Source organism: Psychrobacter pulmonis (genome assembly GCF_904846465.1).
Lineage (GTDB): Bacteria > Pseudomonadota > Gammaproteobacteria > Pseudomonadales > Moraxellaceae > Psychrobacter > Psychrobacter faecalis.
Genome location: NZ_CAJHAT010000001.1, coordinates 743,306 through 757,624 on the forward strand (window position 1 = coordinate 743,306; position 14,319 = coordinate 757,624).

Below are 14,319 nucleotides of genomic sequence, written 5' to 3' on the forward strand. Positions count from 1 at the left end.
GAATGGAAGTTGGCTAAAAAGGATGAGGAATAAGGAAATTAAATGATAAAGGCTTTTGCGCACATAGAGACTGAGCTTGGTAAGGTTTTTGCGCAGCATTTTACAGCTATTAATAGCGCTGTAGAATCAGAAAAGGTTAACAATCTTTGGCAAGATATCGCTATACGTTATAGCGAAAACCAACGTGCTTATCATAGCTTGCAGCATATTGAGCAGTTATTTAGGCAGTTTGAGCAGATTAAGCATGTTTTAAATGAGCCGCATATTATCGCATTGGCACTATTTTATCACGACGTGATATATGCGCCAACGCGCTCAGATAATGAGCTTAAAAGTGCAGAATATGCCGTAGAGACGCTACGCCCTTATTTATCGGCAGCGCAGTGCCAACATATTTATGCGCTCATTATAATGACGGCCAATCATAGACTCGCTGAGTGCTCAAGCGCCCAAAAGAACTTTGATGCCGCTTATTTACTAGATATGGATTTGAGTATTTTGGGAGCATCTTGGCTTGAGTATGAGCAGTATGCCCAAGCGGTTCGGCAAGAATATGCGCATGTCTCAAACGCAGATTATAGCGTTGGACGTAGAGCAGTATTAACAGGATTATTGGCGCACCTGAAGCTTTACCTAACCGATTATTATTATGACAGGTTAGAAAAGCAGGCTCGGCAAAACATCAAGCGTGAGATTAAGATTTTACACGCATCTTAATAAACAGCTCACTGCCCTGCCGCGCGGGATGCGAGTTATAGCTTGTCTCCATAATCTCAATATCGAAATAGGGTGCAAAACGCTGCTGGTATTCAGCTTTTGTGCCGCCAAATGGTGGTTCCTCTCGTCCAAAATCCTTATCAAACAGCAGCCCAACCAGCTTGCCATTCGGTTTCAATAATGCGGCCATTTGCTTGACATATTCATCACGGCGCGCAGGATTTATGGCACAAAAAAACGTCTGCTCAAGCACCCAATCAAACTGATATTGCGCTGGCGATAACGCAAAAAAATCAGCACCGACCAAATGCTCTGCTGGAAAGTTGGGATAGCGCTCTGCGAAAGCCTCAATCGGCGTAGAGGCAAAATCAACCAAGGTGACATTGGTAAACCCTTGCTCATGCAGGTAACCGACCTCATAAGCATTGCCCGCGCCCGGTACTAAAATCGCTTGCTCTTTAGCAGATTCAGGCAACTGGTCAATATAAGCTTTGAGCGGTGGTGACACTTGCCCCATATCCCAGCCGATACTGTCCTCTTCATAACGCTGCTGCCAAAACTGCGCTTGATTGACATTTTCCATAGCACATCCTTGTTTCGATAAAAAAACCTTATCTTAGCAGATTAAGGCATGACATCTGGTTATTTAGCAGTAGCTCCTACTTTAGTCTAGCTGCCCTGTTTTACCCGCCAACATATTATGCCAGTATCGATAATCGGGCATCGCCGTTGCCACCGTTTGCCAAAAAGCACGGCTATGATTGGCATGATGCAGATGACACAGCTCATGGACGATGACGTATTCGGTGCATTCGATAGGATAGGCTGGCAGATAGACGGACAACCAAATTCGCCGGGCGCGGGTATTGCAACTGCCCCAGCGCGTATGCATTTTCTTTAGACGTATTTCATTAGCATAAGCGCCGACAATCGGTTGCCATTTATTAAATAATGCAGGCATTACTTCAGAGAGATGTTGCCGATAGTAGGCAATTTTTTTATCGTGGTTTAAGGTGAATGATTGCTCTACGCCCCACAATAGCAGTGTGCGATCGGCAGTTGAAGTCTCTTTTATAGATTGCTGTGATGGGATTTGCTGACGTTTATAGCGTTCTAATACGTGCGCATGATTGGCGATTGCCCAAGGCACGCGTTTCTCTATCGCCTGAACAGTTTGCGCTGAGCTAAGAGATATGGGTACAGAGACCATTAATTTATGCGGTTTTAAGCGAAAATTGATATTTTTAACGCGCTTTTTGCTGATGTGTAGCTCAATATCCGCTTGCGCCAAACAACGTATAGCGCTATTTAATAAGGGCGAATCATAATGTGACGGCACATTCATGCTCACAGCGCTTGCAAGTGATTGTCAAACGACATCAGATGATATTTGCTGTTGATAAAAATACGCTCAACATTATCTACTCTAGCAAGTTCAGCAGTTGCTAAATGATTAACAGTTAACGCGGTTAACTGACCTTGTCCATCACTAACGATAAAACCTGAGTGCGCCTTAGCCTTAGCCTTAACATTGGCATTGTTATCGCCTGCTTTATCAATATGCTGATTTGCTAATACGGCTGCACCGGCACAATCTGGTAAGCTAATATCATCAATCAATGTACGAGTATTTAAGTCATAAATCGCCGCACAACCGCCAATTGGCGTGGTCACACATAATAGGTTACGCTCACTATCAACCGCCACACTGGCGATATATTGATGAAAGCGCTGCCATTGATTATTAGGCATAATAAGAGGTTTAAAATCAGGCTCACCGCGTTGATGGGTCAATACTAACGGCACATTGATATGCTTTTCGCCTTGAAACTGAATACCTATCATCACCGTACCATCGTCATGCATGGCGAGATGACGCACGCTCATCTGATTATGCTCAGGCATAATCTGCTCAAGTAACGCGCCAGTATGACGATTGAGGTAAGCCAATGACGGTCGCATACTGTCTAAATTAAGCTCTTCACGCGACGCTTGCTCGGTTTTGATACCGCCATTGGCAATCACCAACGTTTCGCCATCAGGATGCATAATCAGCTCATGCGGGCCGATACCATGCGAGTCATACTCTGCTATCTTTTGATAATGATCACAGGCATCATAAATGCCAACTTTACCGTCTAAACTTAACGTGTCATTCTCGGTCACGTAGAGCAGTTTACCATCTAAGCTATAACAAGCATGGCCATAAAAATGACGATGCGTAGACGCTTTAATAGCAAACTTTACTTGCCCAGTTGCCGTGTCTAGTACCCAAAACTTTTCGCTCGGGCGCCGACCCATCACCACCACATCGCGTGCTTGGTTATTCTTAGCAGAAAACTTTTGCTTATCAGAAATAGGTTGAACGACAATATCATGCACGCGTTCAGGCATAGTCGTTTGCCAAACGATTTGTCTATCGGCGTCGATACCAACCACGCCGAAGTCGTGCTCATTATGACTGGCATCAGCGCTATCATTATTTGCTAAGGCGATGTTTTTCGGCATAGACGCCACGCCGCTAACCCAGCAGACTGGTCGCGGTAGTATTGTGGTCGTATGTGCTGTGCTAAAGTCGCTTACGCTATAAGACTTGGTGTTTTGCTCGTCACCTCTGTGTGAATGATAAGCTTGCTGCCATGCAACTGCCGCTTGCTGACAAGCGTGGCGAAATTGCACGAGCTCGCGTTTAGGCGTCAAGTTTATCAACTGCAACTGCGCGCCCATACCTGCCACATAATCCCATAAGCTGGCATCTGGTTGCTTGTGCTTACGAAAACTATGATGGATACCGACAAGCGCGGCTGTACCCATGACAGCAGAAAGCGTGGTCAATGCAGATGTTACTAGCAGCTCATTATTAGGCTGCTCTTGTGATTTACCTGCAGTTTTAGTATCGAGAGAGTACATTTTTTAATCGCCATCGGTGCTGTTAAAGCCAACGCGCAGACCAAGGGTTGGAATCAATTGACGCTTAATAATGCGCGTAATGCTCGTGAGATGATCAAGTAGTTCCTGCTGCGTCGCTTTATCAGCAGTCGCTAAATCCTCCGGCATTTGTGCCAATAATGTCGTGGTATCGGCAAGCGCGGTCGATAGACTATCCGCCACTGCATTTTCATTATTGCCACCAAGAATAGCAGTCAAAACAGGGTCAGTCATTGCTTGATTTAAGGTTGCCAATTTCGCAGTGATAATCGCGCGGCTTTGTCCAGCGGTTGCAGCTGGCAAATGACCTTTTGCTTTAGCAGTTAAACCCAATGGCTGGTCGATAGCGTTAGATTTCATCGTCTCAACCAATGATAGTAACGAGTTAAACCATTGGTTTAAACCTTGATCGCTCTCGGCGGTTTTATCAATTGCTAGTAAATCAGTGGCATTTTGCTGCCAGTTTTTCTCGATATCTTTTAGACGTGTGCTCAAAGCATTGCTCGCGCTCATCACATAAGCGCACTGCCCAGCATCCAAACTATCATTGGCATAAAGCACTTCTTCTAATCCTGGCACGCCTTGAACGATGGCGCTCTCATTCGCCAACTGCTCGGCGGTAAGCTTGGGATTGGCAGCAATCAAGTCAGCGACCCCGCTATGTACCAGTCCGCGCTCATCAGGATAGTAATTGATATATAAATTACTCATGCTCGCCGTCGCTGGTCCAAAGTTAACCATCTCAGCGCTTGCCCAAGCTTGTGCAAGCACCAACCATTGATCGCGCAATTCTTTTAGCGCATCACCACTCACGGGCGCTTGCTGACAAGAATTCTTTGCCAAATCATGCAATAAATCACTCTGCTTCGCGGCATCTGCATAGGCTGGAATGACAATGTCATTTGCCACGTGGGTCAGATAGGTTTTTTCGGTATCAGGACTAATATCTACTGCCGCAACCTTAGCGTCATTACTGTCTTTTTCAGCAGCAGCCTTAGAAGTAGCACCCTCTTGCGCGACTTGGCTATCTACCTCTGGTACTTTATTTTCTTCCGCAGGTTTGACACAGCTAATTAGAATACCAGCACTTAGCGCTGATAATGCCATTGCTAAAGCAGGGTTTATTTTCATAGATTTCTCAGTATTTGGATGAATATTGTTATAAGTAATTATTTAATTTGGTATTTCTTACGTTGAATAACCATCGCTTTTAACGCTCATACGCTTATTTTTATAATGACTTTAAGAACGCATTCAACTCACTGCGTCCTTGTTTATCAAGCTTAAGTACTTTTTGCTTCTGCTTTTCCGCTTCGCCGCCATGCCAAAGTACCGCTTCCATCAAAGTACGCGCGCGCCCATCATGTAAAAACGTCGCTTGTGGATCGACGGTTTGCGCAAGACCAATGCCCCACAAAGCAGGCGTACGCCACTCATAAGAGTTGGCTAAAAACTCAACCTGTAAATCTTTCGATGGTAGCTTACCCGCAATGGTGCGATCAGCTAAGCCATCGCCCATGTCATGCAACAATAAATCGGTATAAGGATAAATCACTTGGCCGTGCTGCTCAAGATGGTCATCGTCGGTTTTTGGCAACTGATAACGCGGCGTATGGCAGCTTTGACAGCCCATATCATAAAAGCGTTTTTTACCTGCCAATACCAGCTTGTCTTCGGCATTGCGGCGATGCGGCACCGCCAGATTACGGGTATAAAATTCGACGAATTTTGCTACCTCATCATTGACTTCGACAGGCGGCTTACCATTACCTTGCTCATCAGCCCCTGTTGCGGCATTCACACAAGCGGTCTGCGCTGGCATACACGATTCATGCGGACGGATATTCGAAGTCAGCCCCATATCTTCATTAAACGCACTTTGGTTTTGAGTAATCAGCTTGGTCTGACCCGCTTTCCAGCCAAAGCGTCCTAATGCCACTTTACCCGTTTGCGGGTCCATGACCATATTAAATTTACCGCTAATATCGCTATTAGCTTCATTTGCATTGATTGCTTGCTTTTTAATGTCGTCGTCTGGAATCTGTTCGAGTAGTCCAAGCCCAATCATCGGTAAGGCTACCCGCGGCGATACCATCAGCGCATCATCAAATGGACCATAACCGGGTTTGGTCAGATTAAAGGTTGGCGCACGCAAGGTCTCGACATGACCATCAGCAAAGGTAACAGGTTTATCAGTCCACTGTACTACGATTCGAGCTTCAGCAGGAACACCTTGCACACCGCGATCTTGCAGCTGACCGCCATACATAGGATGGACGACTTTTTCAATCAAAGAATCTTTTAGTTTTTGACGCTGCACATCGGTAGTCGCCGGCATCGCAAGTCGAATCAGCAAGCTGTCGGCATCGTCATCACTTCTCATCGGCGCATGACCGCGACCGTCTTTGATATGGCAAGATTGACAGGCAGCGACGTTAAATAATGCACCAAGCCCATCACGGCTATCGGTACTCGCCGGCGCGACCACCCAAGGTTGCCTAAAAAACGCATTGCCGATAAAGAAAGACCCCTTACGCGAAGCGGTAATATTTGAAGAAGGTTTAGAGTAGCTTTCGCTCGTGGTGATACTAATGCCTGTATCGCCACCTTGTTTGATTTCTTGCGCATCAAATCTGGCAAGCTGCTGCATAGGCACGCCCGCTAGCGCTTCAATCGTTTGAGCACGCTCAGGCGTTATATTTTGCAAATAGCTACTGTCTTGGGCTTTATTATCGTTATTATTGGCGGTGTCGTCCGTTGGAGATGGCTGGCAGGCGCTTAATGAGAGCACGCATGTCACTCCTAGCGATAGCTTTAATAGCGAATTTTTAAATATTAAAGGAAAATAAAACGCGGTAGATTGTTTGGCGGTTGACACATTACTGCTACTCATAGGGAACCTTAGTTCTGGTATGGAACCATAAAAAACGCGTGCTATAATTTTTTCACTTTTATTTGATAAGCATTTTTAGTCAATAAATATTTTAATTCGATAAATCATTGCTGCGCTATAAAAAAACACGCTGCCAACAGCGGTCGACAACGTGTATATTATACCCAAATTATTTTTCTATAAAAATAATTCTCATTCACTGATAACGACTCATCAGGCACATAAATACAGGCTATTAAGGCTTCCTAAATTAAAATCAAAAGCTCCATTTTAAATAACTGCCCTTTTAAATAAGCGCTCTTTTAAATAAGGCCTACTTAAAACTGTGAACCTGCATCAGCGTCTAAATTATCAATGCTAACGGCTTTTGCTGCATTTTCGATACCATCGGTTAGCTGTTGTAAGCTTGCGATACTACTTTCAATCCAGCCGCGGCGTTTGTTTTGCTCTTCAGCAGAAATACCGTGCTTGCTGGCTTGACCTACGGTTGCAATCATCTGATCGACCTTGATGCCTTCTTTTTCGGCTTTTTCAACGATGACTTTAAACGCTGCTTCGACGTTAGCAAAATCAGTCGCAAGTTTATCAGCCGCTTCTTTATTGCCGGTATCGACAAGATAATTCTTTAGTCCATAACCGCCTACTGTCTTGCCAGCGACGGTTTTATAGCCGCCATTAAAGATATTTTGAATACCGCGGGCATTATTGGCATAGCTCAAATGGGTCAAATCACTAAAGCATTCATGCTCATCTTCGGTAGAGCCAGTGACGAACGCCACCTGTATGCGCTCAGAAGCTAGCTCGCCAAGTGCTAAGCTGCCCATTTGATACATGATTTGACGCAGACCGTTTTTGTCTTTACGGGCCATCATATCGCTACGTAAGGTGTTTTCGCTATCAGGTTGCCACTGGGCTTCCATCGCGGTCAAATCATCGATCAATAACTGAGTAACCGCTTTTAGATACTGTCCACGGCGGTCGCAAATACTCACATCTGGGTTTGTCGTATCGCCGCTGGTACATTCGCCCTCGGTCGTTATATAGTCGCTCACTGGACGATTACCTGCACCTTCACCAACGCCATTGGTATCCTGCCCCCACAGCAGAAACTCAATCGCATGATAACCGGTAGTGACATTAGCCTCACTACCACCAATCTCGTTCATCTCGGCCAGCAAGTCAGGCGTAATGGTGCTGGTATCTTGCTTGATGCTACCAACCATGATGCTCTCGCTATTGATAATATTATCCTGACTGTTATATTCACCCTCATAACTGTCACTGACATAGTCAATCAAAGCTTCATCTAGCGGCCAAGCATTTACCTGTCCTTCCCAGCCATCAACGCTACCAAGCGCGCGTTTATCATCAGCGGTCACAAAGCCTTCGTCAAAGCGAAACACTTCAGTCTGTGAATATGGCTGACGCGCGGCTTTATAGGCAGCCTTTGCAGCGTCAAGATTGGCTTGGGTCGGCGTGTCTACATAGGTGTTCACTGCTGTCTGTAAAAGTTGGGCAGTTTCCAAAGAATCTTTATAGGCGGCGTGCGCCATATCAGCATAGCTAATCAACAATCGATCGATATGCGCTTGATCAGCAGCCGAAGACGTTTTATTGTCGCTGTTTTGGGTTGCTTGAACGTCGGTTTGCGCCTCTGACGCTGTGGTCTCATCAGACTGTTTGGTACATCCTGATACTAGCAGTATCCCTGCCAATGCAGCAGCTAAAGTAGTCGGTAAAATTTTACGGCTTATCGCTGGGCTGATATTCATACACATCCTCGATGAGATACATTAGATAAAATGATAAAAGATAAAGTGATAAAAGGAAAGCTTAGAGATTTATAATTTCAATACGATAAAATCCATTTAAACTCTAGCTAAATTTAAACACCCGCTAAAGGCTGACAAAATTTAACCCCTGCAAATTATAATGTTATTGATAACTATTATCAAATGTAATTTTTTGAATATTAGACGAATTTTAGGCAAAAAAAAGACCAACGTGGAGTTAGTCTTTTTTAATTTACATCATATTTTAAATATCAGTAGCGATTAACGAACGCTGCTTGGCGCATTTACCGTTAGCTCAACGCGGCGGTTCTGCTGACGACCATAATCCGTGCTGTTATCAGCGATTGGACGAGTCTGACCATAAGCAACTACGTTGATACGGTTAGAAGCTACGCCGCGATTAACCAAATAATTTCTCACAGAATTAGCACGATCACGTGACAAGTTCATGTTGTAAGATGGGTTACCTACGCTGTCAGTATGACCAGCAATCGTAACTGTGTTTTGGTTATATTCATTCATCGTTGCCGCAAGCTTATCAAGCGTTGGTCTAAACGATGGGTTCAACGAAGCACTGTCAAAAGCAAAAGTAATGTTACCTGGCATGACTAAGTCAATGTTGCCGTTTGGATTTGGGGTAACCGTAACGCCAGTGCCCGCCATTTGCTGCTCTAGCTGCTTCGCTTGACGCTCCATGTAGTAGCCTACGCCTGCACCCAGTGCAGCACCGATAGCCGCATCACGACCAGTCTTATCACCACCGGTGGCTTTTGAGATAGCAGCGCCGCCAGCTGCGCCAGCTAGTGTACCAATTGCGGCTTTGTTTAGACGTTGCTGTCCAGTGTTTGGATCAGTTGTACAGCCACTCAATGCTAAGCCTGATGCCAATGCTGCAACCACTAATGTATTACGCATAATATGTCCTCTTAAGTTGAAAAAATGGGCTATCAATATAGGTATCGATAAATAAACGGTGTTTTTATAGATATTGCTTGTCACGAATATGCGTCAACAAACCTGTTTATTTGTTTATTCACACTTACTATTATTATGGCAATTACCGTCTATTTGTGTGTAATATTTTGTCACATCTATGTATGGAAAGTGCATAAGTATCTATAGTCTAGTGTTTATAAAAGCGCGTTGTTTGTTACCGCAAGTCACGTTTACAGTCGTACACTCTAATTATTTTCTGCTAACATTATCTTATAAAAACTCTGGTACAAACATTTTACGAATTAAAAATCCGAAAAATTACTGGACTAAAATTAGGTATTACCTAATATTAGTACTAAAATTTATTAAATAAAATGCGATTATAATTTGCTAAAACTTGTTAGAAAAATTAGCTGTATTTTTGAGATGATATAAAACACCGGTTTAACCATAATAATGAAACGATTAACGAGCAAATAGTAAGGAATAAGACATGCGCTTGAACGCTGCGATGCAAAAAATACACGAACGCGCGCCAAAACTTGGCAAAGCAATGTCGCTTACCACAGCGGCCGGAGTCATCGCTGCCAATAGTTTTGGCGGCAGTATTCCATTATGGCTTATGGGCGTTGGCAAAATTATCACGGGCGCTCCTATTGCTGATAAGACGGTAATAAAGATTGCCGAGCACTGGATTGGTAGCAATAATGCTTTGATTGATACCATATTGCCGCGTAAGGATTGGCGCATTCAATTGCCGGATGATGTACATATGGACGGTAAATATCTGCTGGTCAGCAATCATCAGTCTTGGGTAGATACCAGCATCGTGCAATACATTAGTGAAAAACGCTTACCACTGACCCGGTTTTTCACCAAGTTTGAGCTCATCTATATTCCTATCGTTGGGCAGGCATTTTACTTTTTAGATTTTCCAATGATGCGTCGCCATTCTAAAGAAGCAGTTGCTAAAAACCCAGCGCTTAAAGGTAAAGATATCGAAGAAGCCAAGCGCGCTTGTGCGTTATTAAAAGACAAGCCGTTTACCTTGTTAAATTATTTGGAAGGCACACGCTTTACCCAAGAAAAACACGATAAACAAAACTCGCCTTATACCCATCTGTTGAAGCCGCGCGCTGGCGGTCTGTCGCTAGCCATTAATGCCTTGGGCGCTGATATCGATGGTATCTTAGATATGACCATCGTCTACCCTGACGGCGTGCCAACCTATGGCGATTTGTGGAAAGGCAATATCAAACGCTTAGGCGTCGATGTCCGCCATATTGCCATACCGGATGCGCTGTTTGCCGGTATTCAAGACGGCGGCTACGAAAACGATGAGGCCGTTAAAGCGCAAATGTTTGAATGGGTCGAGCAAATTTGGCGCCAAAAAGATCAGCGTATTACAAAAATGCTGGCAGAATTTGAGAGTCATCCGCAAGCGGCGCATCAAAGTGAATAAAAAAGGACATTAAAAAAACTGATTAAAAAAAGCCATTAAAAATTATGGCTTTTTATATAAAAAGATAACGGCTAAAATACCAAATTATAATGGTTGATGGCTTGTTTTTTGGCATGATTCATTGATAATGTGAATAACCATTAAAACTTGCCGCTTATTTGGTAGTGATTGGCAAAAGACTACTCACTACCAATGCCATTTACTACTAAATAAGGTATGACTGTGCCCGCCTCTTCTACCCGTGCGCCGATAACACCAGCGCCTCTTCAGTCCTCAGACCTACCCAGCAGCCCGCCGCCAAGACCGAACCGTCCCAAGCCCAATCGCTTGAAGCTGACCTATGACATCGTGATGCTCATCGCCATCAGTATTGATTTATTTTTAATCAGTACTGACGCTATTTTGATGAGTAATTTTAGTAGTAATGCCGCGCAGTGGTTGAGTATGAGCGAGGCATTAAACTGGTATCAAAACCATATTCATGACTCGCTACGGACAGCGGGCGGTTTTTTTACGCTATTCTTGATTGCCGAGTTGCTATTGCGCTGGGCAGTTGCTATTAAAGAAAAGGTGTATTACCGCTGGTTCTTTTTCCCTTTTGTGCATTGGTATGAAGTGTTAGGCTGTTTTCCGCAGTTGCGCGCGCTGCGCCTATTTCGCGCCGTGATTATCGGGCGCCGCTTATATCAGCTAGGTTATCAAGTATTGCCGCAGCCGTGGATTAATCGCATTAATTTTTATATTAATTTGCTGTTAGAAGAGCTGTCTGACCGCGTCATCTTAACGACCATTCAGACGTTTCGTCAGCAGCTGACCGATCCTAACACTCATAAATCCTTTATCGAATCTACCATTGCCCGCAATCGTAATGAGATTGAAGCGGCGATACTATCGCTACTGCGTAAAGAGCTGGCGCCAAAACTCCAAGCACTGACCGAGTCATCGGGCGGCGGCACTATTGTCGCCACCGAAATGGGCAATGCCATCAAAGAAGGATTGGCCAATACGCCTGAACTACGCCGCTATCTGCGTATGATACCCATTGCTGGAACGTTAATTGAGTCGCAGCTACAACATGTCGGGCATAATATCGGCGAAAACGTGGTATATGCGCTGAATGAGCGCCTGCTTGACGCCGAACGTATTGACGCGTTAATGGTTGCTATTGCCAGCGGCGTTGCTCAAATCGATACCGACAACAGCGCCCTTGATACGTTAATCTCAAGCATCATCGCCGATGGTTTAGACGAATTTGAAGCCCAAATAAAAGTACAGCAGTGGAAGCATCAAGACATGCTTAATTTGTAGTGTTTTGAATGAGAACCAGATTTTTTGACAATCATACTTTTGATATGCATATTTTTGAAGGCCACACTTTTAATAATTAGACTTTGATGCTATATGCCGAGGCAAAAACGGCACATTGAACACCGCAACACGACCATTTTTGAGGATGTATATTATGACGATTTCAGACAACAATCAGCAGGCGCTTGACTCGCCTGAAATGCCAGCTTTGGCATTTTATGGCAAAATGCTGACCTTTTCACGGCTGCAGTTTAGCACCGATGATTTTGCGGCGATTGGCAGCCAACTTGAAAGTACACTGAGTAATAAAAATAGCAATATTCCTGTATTGATTGACAGTGAAGTCGAGCAGGATTTAGCAGCATTGGTAGAGCTGCTTTGGTCATGGGGTTTGCAGCCTATCGGCGTGGTCACAGGTTTGCTTGATGAGCAAGCACGTCAGCTACGCTTGGCGATATTCCCAGCGGATGGCAAACGTATCGAGCGTATTTTGCCCAGTAAAAAAGCCACTACACAGTTAAGTCAAGTAGCAGTTTCTAAAGACGGCGCACAAACAACACCTGCGAACGATTCTGTCAGCTCTACTACGGATAATGCTGGCTCAGCTGTAAATAGCCAAGCTGCTGCCACTACCGAGGTAAATGCAACGACTGAAACCACCTTGACAGCAGAGACGCTTATCAGTGCCGAGCATATTACCAGTTTGATCTATGATCAAATGCTGCGCTCGGGTCAAAGCCTCAATCACGTTGGTGGCGATTTGATTTTGACCAATAGTGTCAATAGTGGCGCTGAAGCCATTACCGACAATAACCTACACGTTTATGGTCGTGCCCAAGGTCGTTTGGTCGCAGGCGCAACTGGCGATAAAGACGCGCGTATTTTTTGCCAAGTCTTTAATCCCTCTCTGGTATCAGTCGCTGGCACGTATTGCTTACGTGATAACCTACCCGAGCACGTGATTGATAAATCGGTTGAAGTGCGTTATTTAGAAGGTCAGGGTTTAGTTTTTACGGTCATGGATAACGCTTAGGTTTTATTTGCTCTTTAGACGACTCAAAGGCGTCATTTCATCATTATCAGTTTGAATATATTTGATGATAGATGATAAATTGACGTCTAAATAGCATAATTAATATTATAGTAAGTTTACTTAACAAAACTGCGCTATGATGGATTGTTAGCTCTGCCACTATTTACGCTAGACTATAGGCGCGGACGTTGAGCGCAGATAATAGAGGGTGCTTTGGCTCCCTATTTAGCTTATATAACCATTATCTTTAAGCAGCTTTTGTGCTTAAATATGCACTGGCTATAAGTTTTTGTATATTTATGCTAGGCTTACGCTCGCAGATAGCACATCTTGGCTAGGTAAACGCCGAGCAATTGTGCTACTTTACATCTATACTGTTTCATCTAAAATGTTTTAATCAATAAATATCCCATCAATTCATAGGAGTGTGCCATTGTGGCGAAGATTGTTGTAATCACTTCGGGTAAAGGCGGTGTGGGCAAAACCACGACCAGCGCTTCTTTTGCCGCCGGTTTAGCATTACGTGGCTATAAGACAGTTGTTATCGATTTTGATGTAGGCTTACGTAATCTAGACTTGATTATGGGCTGCGAAAATCGAATTGTTTATGACTTTGTCGATGTTATCAATGGCAATGCCCGCCTGTCACAAGCGCTGGTAAAAGACAAGCAACTAGAAAATTTATATATCCTGCCTGCCAGTCAAACGCGTGATAAAGATGCGTTGACAGACGACGGCGTTACAGAAGTCATGGACGAATTGTCAAAGCAGTTTGACTATATTATCTGCGACTCGCCTGCTGGTATTGAGCGCGGTGCGCAGTTGGCGATGTATCATGCAGATGAAGCCATCATCGTCACCAACCCTGAAATCTCTTCGGTACGTGACTCGGACCGTATCATTGGTATCTTGCAAAGCCAAACCAAAAAGGTCATTGAAAATCAGGGCACGGTACGCGAGCATTTAATCATCACCCGCTACAACGCCGACCGTGCTGCCGCTAACGAGATGATGGATATCGATACCATCTCTAACGATATTTTAAAGGTGCCGTTACTTGGTGTGGTTCCTGAAAGCCATTCAGTGCTTGAAGCGTCTAACCATGGCGAGCCGGTGATTCATTATACCGATTCAGTGGCTGGTCAATGTTATGACGATATCGTCGCCCGTTTCTTAGGAGAAGAGCGTCCATTACGTCATATTGATGTGAAGAAAAAGAGTCTACTACAGCGCTGGTTTGGGGGTTAAT

General features: G+C 44.3%; 12 protein-coding genes. 5 read left to right on the forward strand and 7 right to left on the reverse strand.

What is annotated here, in order from left to right; all coding sequences use genetic code 11:
• Window positions 1-42: 42 nt before the first annotated feature.
• Entirely contained in the window at window positions 43-717 is a 675-nt protein-coding gene (locus JMX70_RS03205; protein ID WP_227671146.1) for an HD domain-containing protein, read from the forward strand.
• Here the strand turns inward: JMX70_RS03205 and JMX70_RS03210 are convergent.
• From JMX70_RS03210 to JMX70_RS03240, 7 genes are all read right to left on the reverse strand, one after another.
• The gene (locus tag JMX70_RS03210) at window positions 695-1,300 is read right to left on the reverse strand and encodes a methyltransferase domain-containing protein (protein ID WP_201589455.1); all 606 of its coding nucleotides are present in this window, start codon (window positions 1,298-1,300) and stop codon (window positions 695-697) included. The two genes, JMX70_RS03205 and JMX70_RS03210, sit on opposite strands and share 23 nt — an antisense overlap.
• Window positions 1,301-1,381: 81 nt before the next feature.
• Window positions 1,382-2,062 (reverse strand): M48 family metallopeptidase, encoded by a 681-nt coding sequence (locus JMX70_RS03215; RefSeq protein WP_201589457.1) that lies wholly within the window; start codon window positions 2,060-2,062, stop codon window positions 1,382-1,384.
• A gap of 2 nt (window positions 2,063-2,064) precedes the next feature.
• On the reverse strand, window positions 2,065-3,627 hold the full coding sequence (locus JMX70_RS03220; RefSeq protein ID WP_201589460.1) for a DUF1513 domain-containing protein: 1,563 nt from the start codon (window positions 3,625-3,627) through the stop codon (window positions 2,065-2,067).
• Between the two features lie 3 nt (window positions 3,628-3,630).
• On the reverse strand, window positions 3,631-4,776 hold the full coding sequence (locus JMX70_RS03225; protein WP_201589462.1) for an imelysin family protein: 1,146 nt from the start codon (window positions 4,774-4,776) through the stop codon (window positions 3,631-3,633).
• A gap of 100 nt (window positions 4,777-4,876) precedes the next feature.
• The gene (locus JMX70_RS03230) at window positions 4,877-6,538 is read right to left on the reverse strand and encodes a di-heme oxidoreductase family protein (RefSeq protein WP_201589465.1); all 1,662 of its coding nucleotides are present in this window, start codon (window positions 6,536-6,538) and stop codon (window positions 4,877-4,879) included.
• Window positions 6,539-6,855: 317 nt separating this feature from the next.
• On the reverse strand, window positions 6,856-8,310 hold the full coding sequence (locus JMX70_RS03235) for an imelysin family protein (protein ID WP_201589468.1): 1,455 nt from the start codon (window positions 8,308-8,310) through the stop codon (window positions 6,856-6,858).
• Between the two features lie 282 nt (window positions 8,311-8,592).
• A complete protein-coding gene (locus JMX70_RS03240) occupies window positions 8,593-9,246 on the reverse strand; it encodes an OmpA family protein (RefSeq protein ID WP_191690321.1) in 654 nt (217 codons plus the stop codon).
• Window positions 9,247-9,760: 514 nt separating this feature from the next.
• Here JMX70_RS03240 and JMX70_RS03245 point away from each other — a divergent pair.
• From JMX70_RS03245 to minD, 4 genes are all read left to right on the forward strand, one after another.
• Window positions 9,761-10,729, forward strand: coding sequence for an acyltransferase (locus JMX70_RS03245; protein WP_201589471.1), 969 nt, complete (start codon window positions 9,761-9,763; stop codon window positions 10,727-10,729).
• Between the two features lie 222 nt (window positions 10,730-10,951).
• Window positions 10,952-12,037, forward strand: a complete 1,086-nt coding sequence (locus tag JMX70_RS03250) for a hypothetical protein (protein WP_201589474.1) — start codon at window positions 10,952-10,954, stop codon at window positions 12,035-12,037.
• A 154-nt stretch (window positions 12,038-12,191) separates the two neighbouring features.
• Window positions 12,192-13,070 carry a septum site-determining protein MinC gene (minC, locus tag JMX70_RS03255; RefSeq protein ID WP_227671148.1) on the forward strand — a complete coding sequence of 293 codons (879 nt, stop codon included), beginning with the start codon at window positions 12,192-12,194 and terminating at the stop codon, window positions 13,068-13,070.
• Between the two features lie 435 nt (window positions 13,071-13,505).
• Complete coding sequence (gene minD, locus JMX70_RS03260) at window positions 13,506-14,318, forward strand: septum site-determining protein MinD (RefSeq protein WP_068408121.1); 813 nt, start codon at window positions 13,506-13,508, stop codon at window positions 14,316-14,318.
• The last annotated feature ends 1 nt before the right edge of the window (window position 14,319 follow it).